This is a genomic window from Kitasatospora sp. NPDC058048 (genome assembly GCF_042885555.1).
Taxonomy (GTDB): Bacteria; Actinomycetota; Actinomycetes; order Streptomycetales; family Streptomycetaceae; genus Kitasatospora; species Kitasatospora lactacystinica.
On sequence record NZ_JBHVRT010000005.1, the window covers coordinates 272,535 to 290,611 of the forward strand.

Annotated in this window: 19 protein-coding genes; 10 read left to right on the plus strand and 9 right to left on the minus strand. The window is 73.7% G+C overall.

Annotated features, from left to right (window positions below; all coding sequences use genetic code 11):
* Positions 1 to 108 precede the first annotated feature (108 nt).
* The 5 genes from ACFVVA_RS07905 (at position 109) to ACFVVA_RS07925 (ending at position 3,475) form a co-directional block, all read left to right on the plus strand.
* Positions 109 to 561, plus strand: a complete 453-nt coding sequence (locus ACFVVA_RS07905) for an SRPBCC family protein (protein ID WP_387686814.1) — start codon at positions 109 to 111, stop codon at positions 559 to 561.
* Positions 562 to 659: 98 nt separating this feature from the next.
* Positions 660 to 1,319, plus strand: coding sequence for a hypothetical protein (locus tag ACFVVA_RS07910; RefSeq protein WP_387686816.1), 660 nt, complete (start codon positions 660 to 662; stop codon positions 1,317 to 1,319).
* Positions 1,320 to 1,419: 100 nt separating this feature from the next.
* Positions 1,420 to 2,211 (plus strand): DsbA family protein, encoded by a 792-nt coding sequence (locus tag ACFVVA_RS07915; RefSeq protein ID WP_387686817.1) that lies wholly within the window; start codon positions 1,420 to 1,422, stop codon positions 2,209 to 2,211.
* Positions 2,208 to 2,828, plus strand: coding sequence for a vitamin K epoxide reductase family protein (locus ACFVVA_RS07920; RefSeq protein WP_380553744.1), 621 nt, complete (start codon positions 2,208 to 2,210; stop codon positions 2,826 to 2,828). The genes ACFVVA_RS07915 and ACFVVA_RS07920 overlap by 4 nt, the downstream gene beginning before the upstream one ends.
* A gap of 62 nt (positions 2,829 to 2,890) precedes the next feature.
* Complete coding sequence (locus ACFVVA_RS07925; protein ID WP_387686820.1) at positions 2,891 to 3,475, plus strand: dihydrofolate reductase family protein; 585 nt, start codon at positions 2,891 to 2,893, stop codon at positions 3,473 to 3,475.
* A gap of 25 nt (positions 3,476 to 3,500) precedes the next feature.
* Here the strand turns inward: ACFVVA_RS07925 and ACFVVA_RS07930 are convergent, their stop codons facing one another.
* The gene (locus tag ACFVVA_RS07930) at positions 3,501 to 4,484 is read right to left on the minus strand and encodes an adenosine deaminase (RefSeq protein WP_387686822.1); all 984 of its coding nucleotides are present in this window, start codon (positions 4,482 to 4,484) and stop codon (positions 3,501 to 3,503) included.
* A gap of 143 nt (positions 4,485 to 4,627) precedes the next feature.
* On the opposite strand from ACFVVA_RS07930, the gene ACFVVA_RS07935 reads away from it, so the two are divergent.
* Entirely contained in the window at positions 4,628 to 4,909 is a 282-nt protein-coding gene (locus ACFVVA_RS07935) for a DUF6158 family protein (RefSeq protein WP_359909119.1), read from the plus strand.
* Between the two features lie 120 nt (positions 4,910 to 5,029).
* Positions 5,030 to 6,418, plus strand: coding sequence for an NADP-dependent succinic semialdehyde dehydrogenase (locus tag ACFVVA_RS07940; RefSeq protein ID WP_380553738.1), 1,389 nt, complete (start codon positions 5,030 to 5,032; stop codon positions 6,416 to 6,418).
* A 36-nt stretch (positions 6,419 to 6,454) separates the two neighbouring features.
* Here ACFVVA_RS07940 and ACFVVA_RS07945 read toward each other — a convergent pair whose 3' ends face one another.
* Entirely contained in the window at positions 6,455 to 6,577 is a 123-nt protein-coding gene (locus ACFVVA_RS07945) for a hypothetical protein (RefSeq protein ID WP_387686825.1), read from the minus strand.
* A 37-nt stretch (positions 6,578 to 6,614) separates the two neighbouring features.
* Entirely contained in the window at positions 6,615 to 8,234 is a 1,620-nt protein-coding gene (locus ACFVVA_RS07950) for a tryptophan halogenase family protein (RefSeq protein ID WP_387686827.1), read from the minus strand.
* Positions 8,235 to 8,400: 166 nt separating this feature from the next.
* Here ACFVVA_RS07950 and ACFVVA_RS07955 point away from each other — a divergent pair, with 166 nt between their 5' ends.
* Complete coding sequence (locus tag ACFVVA_RS07955; protein WP_363383304.1) at positions 8,401 to 8,559, plus strand: hypothetical protein; 159 nt, start codon at positions 8,401 to 8,403, stop codon at positions 8,557 to 8,559.
* Positions 8,560 to 8,598: 39 nt separating this feature from the next.
* Here the strand turns inward: ACFVVA_RS07955 and ACFVVA_RS07960 are convergent, their stop codons facing one another.
* Complete coding sequence (locus tag ACFVVA_RS07960) at positions 8,599 to 10,422, minus strand: BTAD domain-containing putative transcriptional regulator (protein WP_387686829.1); 1,824 nt, start codon at positions 10,420 to 10,422, stop codon at positions 8,599 to 8,601.
* A 406-nt stretch (positions 10,423 to 10,828) separates the two neighbouring features.
* Here ACFVVA_RS07960 and ACFVVA_RS07965 point away from each other — a divergent pair, with 406 nt between their 5' ends.
* Both ACFVVA_RS07965 and ACFVVA_RS07970 read left to right on the plus strand, forming a co-directional pair.
* Positions 10,829 to 12,784 carry an ABC1 kinase family protein gene (locus ACFVVA_RS07965; protein ID WP_387686831.1) on the plus strand — a complete coding sequence of 652 codons (1,956 nt, stop codon included), beginning with the start codon at positions 10,829 to 10,831 and terminating at the stop codon, positions 12,782 to 12,784.
* A gap of 38 nt (positions 12,785 to 12,822) precedes the next feature.
* Positions 12,823 to 13,392 (plus strand): hypothetical protein, encoded by a 570-nt coding sequence (locus ACFVVA_RS07970; RefSeq protein ID WP_387686834.1) that lies wholly within the window; start codon positions 12,823 to 12,825, stop codon positions 13,390 to 13,392.
* A gap of 56 nt (positions 13,393 to 13,448) precedes the next feature.
* Here the strand turns inward: ACFVVA_RS07970 and ACFVVA_RS07975 are convergent, their stop codons facing one another.
* From ACFVVA_RS07975 to ACFVVA_RS07995, 5 genes are read right to left on the minus strand one after another with little or no spacing between them, the layout of a single operon-like run.
* A complete protein-coding gene (locus tag ACFVVA_RS07975) occupies positions 13,449 to 14,753 on the minus strand; it encodes a cytochrome P450 (protein ID WP_387686836.1) in 1,305 nt (434 codons plus the stop codon).
* Positions 14,753 to 15,334: a hypothetical protein gene (locus tag ACFVVA_RS07980; protein ID WP_387686839.1), complete on the minus strand. Its 582-nt coding sequence runs from the start codon at positions 15,332 to 15,334 to the stop codon at positions 14,753 to 14,755. The genes ACFVVA_RS07975 and ACFVVA_RS07980 overlap by 1 nt, the downstream gene beginning before the upstream one ends.
* Positions 15,335 to 15,372: 38 nt before the next feature.
* On the minus strand, positions 15,373 to 16,227 hold the full coding sequence (locus ACFVVA_RS07985) for a tryptophan 2,3-dioxygenase (protein WP_387686841.1): 855 nt from the start codon (positions 16,225 to 16,227) through the stop codon (positions 15,373 to 15,375).
* A 38-nt stretch (positions 16,228 to 16,265) separates the two neighbouring features.
* Entirely contained in the window at positions 16,266 to 17,054 is a 789-nt protein-coding gene (locus tag ACFVVA_RS07990; protein WP_387686845.1) for an ABC transporter permease, read from the minus strand.
* Positions 17,051 to 18,052 carry an ATP-binding cassette domain-containing protein gene (locus ACFVVA_RS07995; RefSeq protein ID WP_387686847.1) on the minus strand — a complete coding sequence of 334 codons (1,002 nt, stop codon included), beginning with the start codon at positions 18,050 to 18,052 and terminating at the stop codon, positions 17,051 to 17,053. The genes ACFVVA_RS07990 and ACFVVA_RS07995 overlap by 4 nt, the downstream gene beginning before the upstream one ends.
* Positions 18,053 to 18,077: the final 25 nt, after the last annotated feature.

Sequence of the window (18,077 nt, forward strand, 5' to 3'; positions counted from 1 at the left end):
CCGCCCCCGGCCCCCCACCCTCCCGAAAGCCCCCAACAACACCACCCACCCCCCGTTGCCCACCCCCACCCCGAGGCGCACGCTGGACCCAGGGAGGTGCCGCGCACCATGAGCACCCTTGAGGAACAGATCGACATCGCCGCCCCCGTCCTCGCCGCCTGGGAGCAACTGCACCGGGTGCACGAGTACCCCCGGTTCGTCGACGGCGTCAGCAGCGCCCAGCCGCACGGCCGGAACCTCGCGCACCTCGGGGTGGAGGTCGACGGCGAGCGGCACTCGGTCGATGCCGAGATCACCGACCGCGGCCGGGGCCGGGTGATGGCCTGGCGGACGCTGGATCCGCTCCCGCTGCGCGGCGCCTTCGCGCTGCTGCCGCTCGATGCCCGGCACACCCGCTTGCAGATCCGGGTGGAGTACGACCCGGAGGCGGTGCGGCGCGAGTTCGGCGGGCCGCGCGGTTTCGCCCAGGCCGGGGCGATCGAGCGGGCGGTGCGCGAGGATCTGGACCATTTCCGGGAGCTGGTCGAGGCGCGGGTGAACGCCGCCGGGGCCGACCCGTAAGCATCGGATAAGCCCAGCTCAGCGCGGGCGGTGAGGCTCTTCACAGCGCACCGCCCGGCAGACCGTTTCGGTTTCAACCTGTGGCAGACTCGGGTGCCATGGACATCGGGCCGGTCACCAGGACGCTCCGCGCGGCGGTCTTCGCCGCGCTGGTCGTGCTGCTCGCCGGGCTCGGCCAGGTGCTGGTCACCGGCCGCACGCTGCCGGTCGGCCCGATGCTGCTGGCCTCGGCCGCCGTCTTCGCGGTGGCCTTCTCGCTGGCCGGCCGCGAGCGCGGCTTCCCGGCGATCGCGGCGGTGTTCCTGCCCCTGGAGCTGGGCGCCGGCGCGCTGTTCGACCTCGCGCAGAGCACGTGTCCCTCGCTGCCGCCCGGCGCCGGGCACGGCCTCCGGCCGCTGCTGTGCGGTGGCGGTTCGCTCGGCGGTTTCCTGCTCGGTCACGGCGTCTCCGCGCAGGCCGGTGTGCTGCTGCTCCTGCTGCTGCACACGGTGATCGCGCTGGCCGGCGCCTACTGGCTGCGCCGTGCGGACGCCGCGCTGTGCTGCCTGGCCGGCGCCGTCCGGATGGTGGGCGAGTTCCTGCACCGCCATCTGCCGGCCGCCGCCCGCTGGCTGCGGCTGCTGGCCGCCCCGCTGCCGGCCCGTCCGCCGGCGCGGGTGCCGTTCCCCCGGGCCAGCCGCGCGCTGGTCCCCGCCGAGGACGTCGTCGTCCGCCCGGCCGTCCGGCGCGGTCCGCCGGTGTTCGCCCTGGCCGTCTGAGCCGCGGGTCTCCCCGCCCGCTCGGTCGGCTGTTCTCTCCCCGCGCAGGCCTCGACGGGCCGCGCCGCCCCGTACGCCCGAGAGCACAGGACGACACCCCATGAGCAACACCCGCAAGACCGCCAAGAAGGCCTCCGCCACCGACCGCATGCGCGTCGCCCGCGCCCAGGCCGAGCGCTCCGACCGCATGCGCCGCCGGGTGGTGGTCGGCGGCGCCTCGGTCGCCGTCCTCGCCCTCGCGGCGGGCGTGGCCTTCGCCGTCGGCGGCTCCTCCGGCTCCGGTTCGAGCGCCGCGAGCGGCCCGCTGGTCGTGCCGGCCAACGCGAGCGGCACCGACGGCACCGTGGTCACCTACGGCAAGGCCGACGCCCCGCACACCCTGGACGTCTACGAGGACTTCCGCTGCCCGTTCTGCGAGCAGCTGGAGACCACCACCGGCACGGCGATCCAGCAGCTCGCGGACGACGGCACGTACAAGGTCCAGTACCACCTGGCGACGTTCCTGGACAACAACCTCGGCGGCAAGGGCTCGCGCACCGCGCTGGCCGCGGCCGGCGCCGCGCTGAACGAGGGCGTGGACAAGTTCAAGGCCTTCCACGACGTGCTGTACGCCAACCAGCCGGACGAGCGCAGCGACGCCTTCGGCGACGTCAACCACATCCTGGACCTGGCCGGCCAGGTGCCCGGCCTGAAGACCGACGGTTTCGTGAAGGCCGTCCAGGACGGCACCTACGCGCCGTGGGCGGCCAAGGTCAACGAGGAGTTCAACAAGAGCGACGTCACCGGCACGCCGACCGTCAAGCTGGACGGCAGGAAGCTGGACGTCCTCTCCAACGGCAAGGCCGTCTCCCCCGAGCAGTTCACCGCGATGGTCAAGCAGGTGACCGGATGACGGCCGGCGCGCCCGCCGTGCGGCCCACGTACGGCGCGAGCCGCCCGTTCGCCTGGCTGCTGCTGATCGGCGGCGCCGTCGGCCTGTTCGCCTCGGCGGTCCTCACCCTGGACAAGATCCGGCTGCTGGAGGACCCGTCCTACGTCCCCAACTGCAACATCAACCCGATCATCAGCTGCGGTTCGATCATGCGCAGCGCGCAGGCGGAGGCCTTCGGCTTCCCCAACTCGCTGATCGGGCTGGTCGCCTTCGGGGTGGTCGTCGCGGTCGGTGCCGGGCTGCTCTCGGGGGCGGCGTTCCGGCGCTGGTTCTGGCTCGGCCTGCAGGCCGGGACGGTGTTCGGGGTCGGCTTCGTGACCTGGCTGATGTACCAGGCGCTGTACCGGATCGGTGCGCTCTGCCCGTACTGCATGGTGGTGTGGGCCGCGGTGATCCCGCTGTTCTGGTACACCACGCTGCACAACCTGCGCTCGGGCGTGATCCCGGTGGGCCCGCGGCTGCGGACGGCCGTCCGGGAGGCGGCCCGCTATCACTGGGTCGTCCCGGCCCTCTGGTACGCGGTGATCGCGCTGCTGATCCTCAACCGGTTCTGGTACTACTGGAGCACCCTGATCTGATCCCGTCCGCCGCCCCTTCCCCCGCGGCAGGGGCGGCGGACCGTCTCCCGGTGAGGCCGCCGATGCGCCGCAGGATCGTCCTCTTCGTCTCCCTGTCCGTGGACGGCTACTTCGAGGGCCCGGACCACGACCTCGGCTGGAATCTCGTCGACGACGAGGTGCACACCCACTTCAATCGCGAGCTCGCCCGAATGGGTGGTTTCGTCTCCGGCCGGGTGACGCACGAGCTGATGGCCTCCGTCTGGCCCACCGCCGACCAGGACCCGGCCGCCGACGGTCCGACGGCCGAGTTCGCGGGCATCTGGCGCGCGATGCCGAAGACCGTCTTCTCCCGCACCCTCGACCACGCCGACTGGAACACCACCGTCGTCCACGAGGTCACCTTGGAGTCGGTCGCCGCCCTCACCGCCGGCCCCGGCGGCGACCTCTGCCTCAGCGGGGCGAACCTGGCCGAGTCCTTCCTCGCCCTCGACCTGATCGACGAGTTCCGGCTCTACGTCCACCCCGTCGTGCTCGGCCGCGGCACGCTCTTCTTCCGCCCGACCGACCACCCCACCCCGCTCGCCCTGGCCGAGACCCACCGCTTCACCAACGGCGTGACGCTGCTGCGCTACGAGCGCGTCGGCCCGTCGCCCCTGGACGGGTGACGGGCCGGCGCGACGGACGGGCGGGTCAGAAGACGTACGCCTCGACCTCGGCGAGCAGCTCGGCCCGGCGACGCTCGCTGATGAAGGAGGCGCGGAAGGAGTTCGCCGCCAGCCGGCGCAGGGCCTCCTGGTCGAGGGCGAGGGCCTCGCGCACGGCGCGGAAGTTGTCCTCCACGTAGCCGCCGAAGTACGCCGGGTCGTCGGAGTTGACGGTGACCAGCAGCCCGGCCTCCAGCATCTCGTCCAGCGGGTGGTCGGCGAGGGTGTCGATGCAGCGCAGCCGGACGTTGGAGAGCGGGCAGAGGGTCAGCGGGATCTGCTCGCGCACCAGGCGGGCGACCAGCTCGCCGTCCTCCAGGCAGCGCAGCCCGTGGTCGATCCGCTCGACGCCGAGGACGTCCAGCGCCTCGGTGATGTACGCGGCCGGGCCCTCCTCGCCCGCGTGGGCGACCCTCCGCAGCCCGGCCTCGGCGGCCCGGCGGTACACCTCGCGGAACTTCACCGGCGGGTGGCCGACCTCGGCGGAGTCCAGGCCGATGCCGGTGATCCGGTCGAAGTACGGGCGGGCGGCCTCGAAGGTCTCCAGCGCGGACTCGGCCGACTCGTCCCGCAGGAAGCACATGATCAGCTGGGCGCTGATGCCGTACCGCTCCTCGCCGCGCTCCAGCGCCCGGGTCAGTCCGTCCACCACCGCGCCCAGCGGGACCCCGCGCGCGGTGTGCGCCTGCGGGTCGAAGAAGATCTCCGCGTGGCGGACGCCCTGCTCGGCGGCCCGGGCCAGGTAGGCGTCGGCCAGGTCGGTGAAGTCGTCCTCGGTGCGCAGCACGGCCATCAGCGCGTAGTAGAGGTCCAGGAAGGACTGGAGGTCGCTGAAGGAGTACGCCTCGCGCAGCGCCTCGGTGTCGGCGTACGGCAGCTCTACGCCGTTGCGGGCGGCGAGTTCGAAGGCGAGTTCGGGCTCCAGGGTGCCTTCGATGTGCAGGTGGAGTTCGGCCTTGGGAAGCGGCATGTGCGATCTGTCCGAGCGTCGGCGGGATGGTTTCTGAGGAACGCGGAAGGATTCATCCTACGAGCCGCGCCCACCGGCCGGGTGCAGCCGCGACGGTCCCCGGGCACCCTGGAGGAGGGGACTTCCGCCGAGGAGGCACCGAGATGCGGCACGCCGACGACCCGCACATCCGGCCCGCGGGCATCTCCCCGCACGCCCTGGGCAACGACACGCTCCTGCACGAGCTGGAACAGCTCCACCGCACGCGCCACGAGACCTTCCTGTACGGCTCGGAGGAGGCGCTGAAGCGGCACACGCTGCGCACCGGGGAGCTGGAGGCCGAGTTCCTGCACCGCTTCCCCGGCCGGCAGGTCACCGCGGCCCGGACCAGGGCCGGGGCCAGGGCCCGGGAGGCGGCCGCCCGGGTGGAGTCGCTGCCGGAGTGAGCGGAGCGGAGCGCCCACCCGCCGGGACACGCCGGGCGCGCCGAGGCGTGCCCGGAGCCGGGCGGTCAGGGAGGGTGTGAGGGCAGACGCACCGGACCCCGACCCACCTGGGAGCCCCGCATGCCCATCGCCAGCGTCAACCCCGCGACCGGCGAGACCCTCCAGACCTTCGAACCGCTCGACGCGGCCGGCATCGAGCGGCGGCTGGCCCGCGCCGAGGCCGCCTTCCACGGCTACCGCGGCACCACCTTCGCCGCCCGCGCCGAACTGATGCACCGCGCCGCCGACCTGCTGGACCGGGAGCAGGAGGCGGTCGCCCGCACCATGACCGAGGAGATGGGCAAGCCGCTCGCCGCCTCCCGCGCCGAGGCCGCCAAGTGCGCCAAGGCGATGCGCTGGTACGCGGACAACGCCGAGGCGCTGCTCGCCGACGAGCACCCGGCCCCGGCCGACGTCGCCGACTCCGGGGCCACCCGCGCCTACGTCCGCTACCGCCCCCTCGGCCCGGTGCTGGCCGTGATGCCGTGGAACTTCCCGCTCTGGCAGGTCGTCCGGTTCGCCGCGCCGGCCCTGATGGCGGGCAACGTCGGCCTGCTCAAGCACGCGTCCAACGTGCCGCGCACCGCGCTGGCGATCGAGGAGCTGTTCCGGCGGGCCGGCTTCCCGGAGGGCTGCTTCCAGACGCTGCTGATCGGCTCGGGCGCGGTCGAGGGCGTGATCCGGGACCGCAGGGTCACCGCCGTCACCCTCACCGGCAGCGAGCCGGCCGGGCGGGCGGTCGCGGCCACCGCGGCGGACGAGGTCAAGAAGGCCGTCCTGGAGCTGGGCGGCAGCGACCCGTTCGTCGTGCTGCCGAGCGCCGACCTGGACGCCGCGGTGCGCACCGCCGTCCGGGCCCGGGTGCAGAACAACGGCCAGTCCTGCATCGCCGCCAAGCGCTTCATCGTGCACACCGACGTGTACGAGCGCTTCACCGCCGCCTTCACCGAGGCGATGCGGGCGCTGAAGGTCGGCGACCCGATGGACGAGGACACCGACGTCGGCCCGCTGGCCAGCCGCCAGGGCCGGGACGACCTGGAGGAGCTGGTCGAGGACGCCCGCACCCGCGGCGCCCGGGTGGAGTGCGGCGGCGGACGCCCGGAGGGCTGGGACACCGGCTGGTTCTTCGAGCCCACCGTGCTGACCGGCATCACCCCGGCGATGCGGATCCACCAGGAGGAGACCTTCGGCCCGGTCGCCACCGTCCACCGGGTGGCCGACCTGGACGAGGCGGTGGCGGCCGCCAACGACTCGCCGTTCGGGCTCAGCTCCAACGTCTGGACCACCGACGAGGCCGAGCGGGAGCGCTTCGTCCGGGACATCCAGGCCGGCGGGGTGTTCTTCAACGGCATGACGGCCTCCCACCCGGCGCTGCCGTTCGGCGGCGTCAAGCGCTCCGGGTTCGGGCGGGAGCTGTCCGGGCACGGGATCCGGGAGTTCTGCAACGTCACCACGGTGTGGATCGGCTGAGCCGCACCTCCCGGCCCCGTGCCCGTCCCGGCCGGGTCAGGACGCCATGCGGTGCCGGCCCGGCCCGGGGGTCATCCAGCGGGCGATCACGCCGCCCATCGCGATGAGCGTCAGGCCCCGGAAGATCGCCATCGGCACCAGCACCGGCAGCAGGCTCACGCCCGGATCCGCCGGGATCGGAGACAGCGCGCAGCGCTCAGCCCCTGGGGCGCGGACGTCCGGCGACCGACCAGCCGTGCAGGTGGCGCAGGTAGTCGTGGGCGTCCGGCAGGGTGTCCACCAGGTTCCGCTGCTGACGCTCGATCCGGTCGAACAGCGGCTCGGCACCGCGCACCGACTCCGGCCGGTGGGCCAGCGCGGGCAGCGGGGCGTCCGGCTCCACGCCGAGCCCGGCCAGCACGGCGCAGTAGCCGGCGTTGGACCAGAGCCGACCCGGTTCGGGGGCGCCGCCGCCGCAGTACGGCCGCTCTTCGGCCGGCGGGGCGCCCAGCGGCAGCCCGGCCCGGTAGGCGACGGTCTTGGCGCGCAGGCTCGCCGGGACGTCGATCTCCCGGTGGGCGCGCCAGAACGGGGTGTCGGTGCGCGGCGCGCAGGCGTAATGCGCCTGGACGAAGTCCCGGGCCTCGTCGAACTCGGTGGCCACCGCGCGGTTGAAACCGTCCAGCAGGGCCGGGGTGAAGGCACCCGCCGGGAAGTGGCGCACCAACTGCTGGAGCGCGCTGACGACGAAGTGCAGCGCGGTCGGCTCCAGCGGGTCCAGCAGGCCCGCGCTCGCACCGATGCCGACGCAGTTGCGCACCCAGGCGCGGCGGGTGCGCCCGGCCCGGAAGACCGTCTCGGCGACCTCGGCGCGGTCCGGGTCCAGGCCCCAGAGGCGGCACAGCTGCTCGGTGGCGGTGCCGGCGTCGGCGAAGGCGCCGGCGTAGACGTAGCTGGACTCGAACCGGCCGAGCAGCGGGACCTTGCCGGCCCAGCCGGACGGCATCGCGATCACCGTGCGGTACGGTTCGATGCCGAGCGCGTAGTCGTCGTGCGGCAGCCGAACGGTCACCGCGCGGTCGCACGGCTGGTCGCCGAGGTCGAGGTAGGGCTCGGCCATCGCCTGGCGCAGCAACCGGGCGCGCGGACCGGAGCAGTCGACGAAGAGGTCGCCGCTCAGCGCCTCGCCGGCGGTGGTGTGCAGCGTCTCCAGGTAGCCGTTGGCGTCCAGGTCGACCCGGGCCAGGGTGCCCGGCACCCTGAGCACTCCCAGCTCGGTGGTGGCGTGGCGGCGCAGGAAGTCGGTCAGCCGGGCCCGGTCGAGGTGCCAGCCGTAATGGGTGGCCCGACTGCCGTCCATCCAGCGCGGGGAGCGCCGGGCGTCCAGCAGCGGGGGCTCCCGGAAACAGGCGTGGTCGAAGGGCACGGCGGTGACGCCGTGCTGGTGACGGTTGAACCAGTAGTGCGAGAGCGGGAGCCGGTCGTGCTCGGGCAGCGGCCCGTACGGGAGGTAGAAGGCGTCGGGGCCGCCCTGCGGCAACTGCCGGGCGTCCGGGCGGCCGGCGCCGGGAGTTCGCCAGTTGACGAACCGCACGGCCGTCCCGAAGGAGGCGTCGCACGCGCGCATCCAGTCGTCCTCGGCGATGCCGAGCGGGTCGAAGAAGGAGTCCTGCAGGGCCGGCAGAGCCGCCTCGATCCCGGCGTCGCCGGCCGTCTCGGGCTCCTCCAGGACGGTCACCGACACGGTGCCCTGCAGCGCCGCTCTGAGATGGGCCGCCGTCATCCAGCCGGCCGGGCCTCCGCCCAGCACCACCACGCTCGCGATCCGGGCCTCCATCGCCGTTCCCCTCCGCTCCTCGACCGTCGGCCCAGCGTGCGGGGGCGGGCTATGGCGCAGCCATATCGCGGGCCGCCCGCCGGAATATACGGAATTCATAGCTCGGGAACCGAAGCTCGGAGCGGCGGACCGAAAGCACCGCCACAACCGGCCCCGGGAGGACGCCATGGAACAGAACACCGCCCCGACCGAGCTCCGCGTGGCGGAGCAGAACGGCGCGGGAATCCCCGACGGCCCGGACCGGGAGTTCCGGGAACAGCCGGAGCGGTACGAGCCGGCCGCCGGGCGCGGCCTGGACTTCGGGCACGCCGGCGGCTGTGGCTGACCGGAAGACCACGGCACCGGACCGTGGCGCGGCCGGGGATCAGCCGGCCAGCGCCCTGATCCGTTCCGGGACCGCCCCGACGATGTCGCCGATTGGCAGTTCGGCAGCGAACAGCCGGACCAGCGACGTCAGTTGGAACACCGGGCGGGGCTCCGCCGAGACGGCCAGCAGCCGGGCCTCGGCCAGGGCGTCGAGCAGGTCCGCGGCCGTCGGTTCGCCGATCCCGAGCAGGGCCGCCGCCCCGCGCGCCGTGAAGGTGCTGGCGCTGGCCCGGGCCAGCAGGTGCAGCACGATCCGGGCGGCCGGGGGGAGGGCGCGGTGGCCGGGGCGCAGGCTCTCCCGGACGTCCAGGTCGCCGAGCCGCAGTTCGTTCAGCCGTCGGTCGGGCGGTTCGAGCCGGTCGGCGAGGGCGGCGGGCGACCAATGCGGGTGGGTGGCCAGCCGGGCCGCGCTGATCCGCAGCGCGAGCGGCAGCCGGTCGCACAGTTCGACGATCCGGGCAGCCGAGGCCGGGTCGGCGGCCACCCGCTCTCGACCGGCGACGGTGGCGAGCAACTGGTAGGCGTCCGGGAACTCCAGCGGGCCGAGCTGAAGCGCACGGCTGCCCTCGACCGCGGCCAGCGGACTGCGGCTGGTGACCAGGGTGCGGCAGGGCCCGTCGCCGGGCAGCAGCGGGCGGACCTGCCGTTCGTCGGCCGCGTCGTCCAGCACCAGAAGCAGCCGCCGGCCGGCCAGCCGGCTGCGGAACAGCTGGACGCGCTCGTCCAGGCCGTCCGGGATCTCCCGGGGGTGGGCGCCGAGCGCGCGCAGGAACGAGCCCAGCACCCCTGTCGGATCGCGGGGGCGGGCCTGCCGGGCGCGCAGGTCCGCGTACAGCTGGCCGTCCGGGAAGTCGCAGCGGGCCAACCGGGCGGCGCGGACGGCGAGCGCGGACTTGCCCACCCCGGGCGGGCCGGTGACCACGGTGACCGGGCCGGGTGCCGGGTCGGGCCGCAACCGGGCGCGCAGCAGGGCGAGTTCGTCCGCACGCCCGGTGAAGTCCGGGTCGGCTGCGGGCAGCGTCGCGGGGGGCAGGCCGGTCCAGAGGGTGACCGGCGCGGACTCGACGGCGGCGGGCGCGGCGGCCGGGGCGGACAGTTCGCCGTGCAGAACGGCCCGGTGCAGGGCCCGCAGGCCGGGGCCCGGGTCGACGCCCAGTTCCTCGACGAGCAGCCGACGGCCGTGCTGATAGACGCCGAGCGCGTCCGCCTGCCGGCCGCAGCGGTGCAGGGCGGTCATCAGCTGGCCGCGCAGCTTCTCGCGGACCGGATGCTCGGCGACCAGGCTGGTCAGTTCGGCCACCAGGGCGTCGTGCCGGCCGAGTTCGAGCTCGGCGTCGATCCGGTGCTCCAGGGCGGTCAGCCGCAGCTCCTCCAGCCGGGGCAGTTCACGGCCGGTCAGGTGCTCGGTGGTGCCGGCCAGCGGGGTGCCGCGCCAGTGCGCGAGGGCGGCGCACAGCAGTTCGGCCGCGCGGCGGGGCCGGCCGGCGGCGAGTTCGGCGCGGCCCTGCTCGGCGGCGCGCTCGAAGGCGTGCAGGTCGAAGGTGGCCGTGCCGAGGTCCAGCCGGTAGCCGGGGGGGCGGCGGAGCAGAGCGACCTCCGGGCCGAGCCGACCGCGGAGCCGGGAGACGTAGGTGTACAGCTGGGCGTTGCGGGTGGCCGGCGGGTCGCAGCCCCAGAGCAGCGTGCTGAGCCGTTCGTCCGGCAGCAGCCGGCCCTCGGCGAGCAGCAGGGCGGCCAGCACGGTGCGCTGCTTCGCGCCGTCCAGCGGCACCTCCCGGCCGCCGTCCAGCACGTCCACCGGGCCGAGAATCCGTAACTCCATGCCGTCCCCCCTCCCCGGGCGCCGCCGAGCGCCGAGCGGGCCGCGCGGCAACCACCGGTTGACTCCCTCCGGCCGCGGCCGCGGCGCGTTCGAGCGGCGTTCATCGCCGACGTGTTCGTTGGTAACAGAATCGCATCGGACACGACAAGAAATGCTTCAGGAAGCTGCCACCGGAATCAGGCCCGGGTGCCGGCCCGAAACCCCCGGGGACAGCTAGGGGACAGCATCGTGCCGCACGGCCGCCGCCCCTGCTCGGACCTGCCGCGAAGTGCGATGCTGAATGGCCCGGGCGGCAGTTCGCCCTCCGGCTTTCGCCCCGCGCACGGGTGTTCGCCCGGCCGCCACCTGACTGCGCGAAAGGAGGCACGGCCCGACCCCCCGCCACACGGGCGGGCCCCCGCCGCTCATGCAACTGGCCCTGTTCCTGGTCCTGTCCTTCGTCGTCCTGCTGCTCACCATCGCCGTTCTCTCGGCCGGGGCCCGTCGCCTGCTCGGGCTGCGGATCGGCCGCACCCGGGCGCTGCTGACCAGCCTGGTCGGCCTCGGCGCGGCCGCCGTGATCGGCGCGGCCATGGGGGACTCACGGCGCGGTGCCCTGATCACCGTGCAGCTCAGCTGCGCGGTACTGGTCTCGACGGCCTTCCTCGCGCTGTCCGAGGTCGTGCTGCCCAGCGGCTCGATATCCGGCGTGGTGCGCTGGCCGCAGGCCGTCCGCCGCCGGCTTGCCCGGGGCCGCCGCTACACCGAGCTGAGCCGGATCGCGGTGCGGCACGGGCTCGGGCGCTGGCTGCGCGGGCGCGGCCGCAGCGCCGGCCCGAGCGCCGCCTCCGAGCGGGCCGCGCTGGCGGTGTCGCTGCGGCTGGCGCTGGAGGATGCCGGGGCCACCTTCGTGAAGATGGGCCAGCTGCTCTCCACCCGCTACGACCTGCTGCCGCCCGAGTTCGTCGAGGAGCTGACCCGGCTGCAGCACCAGGTCGCCCCCGAGCCCTGGGACGAGATCCAGCAGGTGCTGGCCGAGGAGCTGGGCCGGCCGGTCTCCGAGGTGTTCGCCTCCTTCGACCGGGAGCCGCTGGCGGCCGGGTCGATCGCCCAGGTGCACCGGGCCGCCCTGCACTCCGGCGAGCGGGTGGTGGTGAAGGTGCAGCGCCCGGGCACGCGGGCCACCGTGCAGCAGGACCTCGACATCCTGTTCCGGATCAGCCGCAAGCTGGAGGAGCACACCGAGTGGGGCCGCAGCGTCGGCGCGCTGGAGCTGGCGGACGGCTTCGCCCGCTCGCTCCACGAAGAGCTGGACTTCCGCGTCGAGGCCCGCAACACGGCCGCCGTCCGGGCCGGGGCCGAGCGCTCCGACGCCCCCACCGGGGTGCTGCTGCCCGAGGTGCACGAGGAGCACTCCAGCCGACGGGTGCTGGTGCTGGCCTGGATGGACGGGGTGACCCTCGGCAGCGCCGGGGCCGCGCTGCCCGGCGACGAGGCGGACCGCGCCGCGCTGGCCCGGCAGCTGGTGGAGTGCGTGCTCCAACAGATCATGCTCGGCGGGGTGTTCCACGCCGACCCGCACCCCGGCAACATCATGCTGCTCCCGGACGGCCGGCTCGGGCTGCTCGACTTCGGCTCGGTCGGCCGGGTGGACCGGATGCTGCGCGCCTCGCTGCGCAACCTGCTGCTGGCCATCCACCGCAGCGACCCGGTGGCCCTGTGCGACGCGCTGCTCGAACTCGTCGACCGGGACGAGGAGATCGACGAGGCCCGGCTGGAGCGCGCTCTCGGCCGGTTCATGGCCCGGCACCTGACGCCGGGCGTGCGCCCCGACCGCGAGATGTTCGCCGACCTGTTCCTGCTGGTCGCCCGGCACGGCCTCACCTGCCCACCGGACATCGCCGCCGCGTTCCGCGCGCTGGCCACCCTGGAGGGCTCGACGGAACTGCTCGTCCCCGGCTTCGACATCGTCACCCAGGCGAAGGGCTTCGCCCGTGACCAGCTGCGGCGCAGGCTCACCCCGAAGGCGCTCGGCGAGGTCCTCGTCGAGGAGGCGCTGTCGCTCGCACCGATGCTGCGCCGGATGCCGCGCCGGCTGGAGCGGATCACCAACGCGCTGGAGCACGGGCGGCTCGGCGTGCAGGTGCGCCTGCTCGCCGACGAACGGGACCGCCGCTTCGTCCGCACCCTGGTGCACGAGGTGCTGCTCACCTTCCTCGGCGGCACCCTCGGCCTGATCGGGGTGCTGCTGGTCGGCACCTCCGGCGGTCCCGTCCTCGGGCACTCGCTCCAGCTCTTCCAGGTACTCGGCTACAACCTCCTGGTGATCAGCAGCGTGCTGGTGCTCCGGGTGGTGTTCTCGATCTTCCGCGCCCAGCGCTGACCCTCTCCCACCGTCCCCGACCAACTCCTGGAGTACCGATGACCGCAGTCGACCGAACCGTGCCGGCCACCGCCCGGCCGGCCACCTGGGCGGCACATGCCACCGCCCTGTGGTCCTTCGTGTTCGCCCTCTTCCACCTCTACTGGGCGCTCGGCGGCACCTTCGGCCTGGGCGACGGCGAGAACATCGACATGTCCAGCAGCCCCGGCTTCCTCGCCTACGACCTGGTGGTCACCGGGATGTGCCTCTGGGGCACGGTCGTCCCGCCGGCCCTGCTCCTCCCGGTGTGGCGGGAGCGCACGCTCGGTGCGGTCGGCAGGGTCGCGGCCGCGACCCGGGTGCGGACGGCCTGGCGGACGGGGGCGCCGCTGTGGACCGTGACGGCGAGCGCGTGGATCGCCGCCGTGCTGCTGGTGGTGCGCTGGGGACTCGGGATGCTGCCGCAGAGCATGACCGGGCAGACCAACGAGAAGGTGTTCGGGGTGGCGCAGCCGTCGGCCTACACGATCTGGTCGATGCGGGTGGTCGAGGGCTACTTCCTGCTCGGCGGGCTGCTGTTCGCGCTCGTCCTGGTCCAGTACTACCGGAAGTCGCGCGAGCGGGTGTGACACAGCGAGCGGCCGGTACCCCCCGACAGGGTACCGGCCGCTCGGCGCGTACGGGCTCAGCGCTCCGGGTGGAGGGTCACCGGCAGGGTGCTGTACCCGAACAGGAAGTTGGAGTAGACCCGGGCGGCCGGCCCGGCCTGCTCGATGCCGGCCACCTGCTCGCGCAGCGCTTCCAGCAGGGCCTTCAGCTCCTCGCGGCCGAGGAAGGCGCCCAGGCAGAAGTGCGGGCCGTAGCCGAAGGTCACGTGCTTGTTGGGGGTGCGGGCGAGGTCGAAGGTCCGCGGGTCGGCGAAGACCTCGTCGTCGAAGTTGGCGGAGGTGTTCCAGAGCGTCACGATGTCGCCCGCGGCGATCTGCCGGCCGCCGATCTCCAGGTCGACCAGGGCGCGCCGGCCGAAGTGCATGGCGGGCGTCGTCCAGCGCAGGATCTCCTCCGCCGCGCTCGCCACGCTCACCTGCCCGGCCTTGAACGCCCGCCACTGCTCGGGGTGCTGGGCGAAGGCGAGCACCGCACCGATGGAGGCCATCCGGCTGGACTCGTCGCCGCCGATGATCAGGCTGTAACAGTTGAAGATGATCTCGTCCTCGGACAGCGGCACCCCGTCCACCTCGCCGGTGGCGAGCGCGCTGATCACGTCGTCGCCGGGGTTGCGGCGGCGGGCCCGTGCGAGGTCGGAGAAGTAGAGCAGGATCTCGTTGCGGGCGAGCCACGCCTCCTCGGCGCTGCCGTCCGCGCTGTCGGCGCTGAGCACCTGCTTGTTCCAGTCCAGCAGCCGCTGGCGGTCCTGCGGGGGCACGGCCATCAGGTCGCAGATGGTGCCCATCGGGATGTGCTCGGCGACCTCGGCGGCGTAGTCGAAGGTGCCCTGGCCGAGCGCCCGGCCCAGCAGCTCGGTGGTGCGCAGCCGGACCTGGGCCACCACGTGGTCGAGGGCGCGCGGCGAGAAGGAGCGGAGCATCAGGTTGCGGATCGCCCGGTGCCGGGCGCCGTCGGTGACGGCGAGCATCTTGCCCCCGGCCGAGTCGCCGCCCTGGAGCAGGGTGGTCAGCACGTTGCCGCGCTCGGAGGTGAAGCGCTGGTTGTCCTTGTAGACGGCCAGCACGTCGTCGTACCTGGTCAGCGCCCAGAAGCTGGGCAACTGCGCGGTGGCGCGGTGCTGGTGGACGGGGCGCTCGGTGCGGAAGCGCCGCCAGAGGGCGTACAGGTCGGTGCCGACGAAGGTCCGCGGGTCGGTGAGGTCGACCGCGTCCAGGTCGAGGGCGTCGACGGCCTCGGCGGCGCTGAGGGCGTCCACGGCGCCGAGGGCGTCGAGGTCGACGGCCGACGGGGTGGCCACGGGTTCGGTGCTCGGTACGGTCATCACAGGTCTTTCCGAAGAGAAGGGCTTTCCGGTGGCTGCGAGCCAGTCAGCGCGGCCGGTTCCAGCCCGCGGCGGGCGGCTCGCAACCACTCCTGGCGGATCAGGCCGCTGGGCAGCCGGATCATCAGCCAGTACCGCCTGAAGCGCCGGCGGGTGGCCGGGTCGGTGCTCAGCACCCGGGTCTCGGTGGACAGTTCGCCGCCCGCGCAGTGGAAGTTGAAGGCCACCTTGTAGTGGCCGTCCTGGTCGAAGTCCCGGAAGGCGGCCCCGGGTCCGTCGCCGAGGTCGGCGGGCCCGCTGCCGCCGGTGGTGCGGACGGCGGCGCCGATGACCAGTTCGTCCGCCGAGCGGTGCAGCACGGCGAAGCCCCCGGAGAGCATGGACGCCAGGAACGGGCGCCCCGACTGGCCGCGCTTGGTGCCGAGGGTGCCGACGGTGGTGATCGCGTGGAACACCGGGACGTCCCGGAAGCGGACGGCCTCGACGGCGGCGATCGCCACCGCCGGGTCGGTCGTCGCCGGCACCGCGATCCGGTGCCGCTCGGTGTGGTCCCATTGCGGCAGCAGACGGTCCAACTCCACGATCCCACTCCTGTCCTGGTGGTGTTGTGCGGTGGCGCTCAGGCGGTGGCGGTGCCGTGGCCGAGCGGGCAGCCGGGGCCGGCCGACTCGGCGGCGGTGTCCTTGCGGACGTCGGACACTCCGGTGCGGGCCTCGTGCAGCTCGGGGAAGAACCACTGGTCCAGCGTCCGGCGCAGGAACTCCGCGCCCGCGCTGCCGCCGGTGCCCGGCCGCGAGCTGAGCGCGCGGACCACCAACAGCCAGTGCCGGTAGCGCCACTGGTGGAAGGCCGCGTCGAACTCCAGCAGGTCCTCGGCCAGTTCGCGCAGCTCGTCCGGGGCCAGGCCGGGGACGAACAGCGCCTCGGCGTCGAGCCCGTTGCGCTCCAGCAGCGCGGTGAAGGCATCGCGCAGCGAGGGCTCCTCGAAGCGCCGGTTCAGTCGCTCGCACTCGGCGGTGGTGGAGCCCGGCAGCGTCAGGTAGCGGCGCTCGCGCAGGCCGCAGATCATCTCCAGCTCGCGGAACTGCACCGACTGGAAGCCGCTGGACTCGCCCAGCACGCCACGGAACTCGTTGAAACCCTCGGGGGTCATGGTGCCCAGCACGTCCATCTGGACGACCCAGAGCCGGACCATCTCGCGCATCCGGCGCAGGCACCATCGGGCCGGGCCGGTGCGGCCCTGCTGGATCAGATCCCGCGCCCGCTCCAACTCGCGCAGCGCGCAGGCGAACCAGAGCTCGAAGGTCTGGTGGGTGACAATGAAGAGCAGTTCGTCGTGGGCCTCGGTGCGCGGGCGCTGCAGCTCCAGCAGGCCCGGCACCTCCAGATAGCCGCCGTAGCTGATCGGGGCCTCGGGCCCATCCGCCGGGCCCCGCTCCAGGCCGGCCGTCGGTTCGGTCATCATCTCGGTCATCGGACGTTCCTAGGTCTCACTCGGGTCTCAGGAGTCGTTCAACGGGCTGCGGCAGTGCGGTACTTGCGCACTGCCAGCGGTGCCACCAGGGCGAACAGCACGGCCATCCACAGCAGGCTCAGCAGCACCGGGTGCTGCACCGGGAAGGAGCCGGAAGCGGTGGCCTGCGGGTTGCCCCACAGGTCGCGGCAGCCGCCGACCACCGCGCTCAGCGGGTTCCACTCGGCCGCCACGGCCAGCCAGTGCGGCAGTCCGGTGAGCGGGATGAAGGCACTGGACAGGAACATCACCGGCATCAGCAGCACCGAGGGCACCCCCGAAGCGGTCTCGGCGTTGCCGGTCGACAGGCCGATCAGCGCGCCGACCCAGGCCATCACGAAACCGAACAGCAGCAGCAGGCCGAAGCCGGCCAGCACCGACAGGACGCCGGTGTGGGTGCGCCAGCCGATCAGCAGTCCGACCATCGCCATCGCCAGGCAGCTCAGAGCACGCAGCGCGGTGTCCCCGACCGTGCGGCCGATCAGCACCGCCGCGCCGGACATCGGCAGCGAGCGGAACCGGTCGGTCAGGCCGTTGCGCAGGTCCTCGACGGTGCCGACCGCCGTGTTGGGCACCGCCGACATCACGCCCTGGGTGAAGATCCCGGCCATGATGAACTCATGGTAGCCGCCGCCCGGGACGTCGATCACGCTGCCGAACAGCACGCCGAACAGCAGCGCGAAGACCATCGGCAGCAGGATCGCGCTGACCAGCTTGCCGGGCATCCGGATCAGGTGCCGCAAGTGCCGCTCGACGCAGACCGTGCCCTCGACGAGTACGCCTGTCATGCCAGGCTCCGTTCCTTGAGTTCCGTGAGTTCCGTGGGCTCGTTCGGCTCAGCGGCGGGCCGGCCGCCCTGGCCTGTGAGGGTGAGGAACACCTCGTCCAGCGATGGCCGGCGCAGCGCGAAGTCCACCACCTCGATCCCGCGCCGCTCCAACTCGGCGGCGGCGGTTGCCAGACCGGAGTTCGCGGCGGTGAGCCGGGCGGACACGAAGCGCCCGTCCTCCGAGAGCGCCGGGACGGAGCCCGGCAGCGCGGCAAGCACCTCGGTGACAGCCGGCAGCTGCGCCGGGTCCACCGGGCGCACCTCCAGCCGCTCGCCGCCGACCCGGCGCTTCAGCTCGTCCGAGGTGCCCTCGGCGATGACCTGCCCGGAGTCCACCACCACGATCCGGTCGGCCAGTTGGTCGGCCTCCTCCAGGTACTGGGTGGTGAGCAGGATGGTAACGCCGGCCGCCACCTGCTCGCGGATCATCGCCCACAGGGCGAGCCGGCTGGCCGGGTCCAGGCCGGTGGTGGGCTCGTCCAGGAAGAGCACCGCCGGGTCGGCCACCAGGCTGGCGGCCAGGTCGAGCCGGCGGCGCATGCCGCCGGAGTAGGTGCCGGCCCGCCGGTCGGCGGCCTCGCCCAGGTCGAAGCGCTCCAGCAGTTCGGCGGCCCGCCGGCCGGCCGCGCGCCGGTCCAGTCGCTGCAGCATGCCGACCATCCGCAGGTTCTCCCGGCCGGTCAACTGCTCGTCCACGGCGGCGTACTGGCCGGTCAGGCCGATGCTGCGCTGGACGTCCCGGCGCTGGGTGCGGACGTCGTAGCCGGCCACCTCGGCGGTGCCCTCGTCCGCGTCCAGCAAGGTGGCCAGGATCCGTACGGTGGTGGTCTTGCCCGCACCGTTCGGGCCGAGCACGCCGAGCACGGTGCCGGCCGGGACACACAGGTCCACCCCGTTCAGCGCCTGGTGGTCACCGTACCGCTTGCGCAGGCCGGCCGCCCTGATCGCTGTCTCCATGCCTCAACTCCTGTTGTTCGTCGGA

Excerpts from the sequence above, each read along its gene's own strand:
- ACFVVA_RS07930 (WP_387686822.1), bottom strand. The coding sequence starts at position 4,484 with ATGCCGCTTCCCAAGGCCGAACTCCACCTGCACATCGAAGGCACCCTG.
- ACFVVA_RS07965 (WP_387686831.1), top strand. The coding sequence starts at position 10,829 with ATGCAACTGGCCCTGTTCCTGGTCCTGTCCTTCGTCGTCCTGCTGCTC.
- ACFVVA_RS07995 (WP_387686847.1), bottom strand. The coding sequence starts at position 18,052 with ATGGAGACAGCGATCAGGGCGGCCGGCCTGCGCAAGCGGTACGGTGAC.
- ACFVVA_RS07970 (WP_387686834.1), top strand. The coding sequence starts at position 12,823 with ATGACCGCAGTCGACCGAACCGTGCCGGCCACCGCCCGGCCGGCCACC.
- ACFVVA_RS07925 (WP_387686820.1), top strand. The coding sequence starts at position 2,891 with ATGCGCCGCAGGATCGTCCTCTTCGTCTCCCTGTCCGTGGACGGCTAC.
- ACFVVA_RS07940 (WP_380553738.1), top strand. The coding sequence starts at position 5,030 with ATGCCCATCGCCAGCGTCAACCCCGCGACCGGCGAGACCCTCCAGACC.
- ACFVVA_RS07915 (WP_387686817.1), top strand. The coding sequence starts at position 1,420 with ATGAGCAACACCCGCAAGACCGCCAAGAAGGCCTCCGCCACCGACCGC.
- ACFVVA_RS07920 (WP_380553744.1), top strand. The coding sequence starts at position 2,208 with ATGACGGCCGGCGCGCCCGCCGTGCGGCCCACGTACGGCGCGAGCCGC.
- ACFVVA_RS07955 (WP_363383304.1), top strand. The coding sequence starts at position 8,401 with ATGGAACAGAACACCGCCCCGACCGAGCTCCGCGTGGCGGAGCAGAAC.
- ACFVVA_RS07960 (WP_387686829.1), bottom strand. The coding sequence starts at position 10,422 with ATGGAGTTACGGATTCTCGGCCCGGTGGACGTGCTGGACGGCGGCCGG.
- ACFVVA_RS07990 (WP_387686845.1), bottom strand. The coding sequence starts at position 17,054 with ATGACAGGCGTACTCGTCGAGGGCACGGTCTGCGTCGAGCGGCACTTG.
- ACFVVA_RS07910 (WP_387686816.1), top strand. The coding sequence starts at position 660 with ATGGACATCGGGCCGGTCACCAGGACGCTCCGCGCGGCGGTCTTCGCC.
- ACFVVA_RS07975 (WP_387686836.1), bottom strand. The coding sequence starts at position 14,753 with ATGACCGTACCGAGCACCGAACCCGTGGCCACCCCGTCGGCCGTCGAC.
- ACFVVA_RS07935 (WP_359909119.1), top strand. The coding sequence starts at position 4,628 with ATGCGGCACGCCGACGACCCGCACATCCGGCCCGCGGGCATCTCCCCG.
- ACFVVA_RS07985 (WP_387686841.1), bottom strand. The coding sequence starts at position 16,227 with ATGACCGAGATGATGACCGAACCGACGGCCGGCCTGGAGCGGGGCCCG.
- ACFVVA_RS07950 (WP_387686827.1), bottom strand. The coding sequence starts at position 8,234 with ATGGAGGCCCGGATCGCGAGCGTGGTGGTGCTGGGCGGAGGCCCGGCC.
- ACFVVA_RS07905 (WP_387686814.1), top strand. The coding sequence starts at position 109 with ATGAGCACCCTTGAGGAACAGATCGACATCGCCGCCCCCGTCCTCGCC.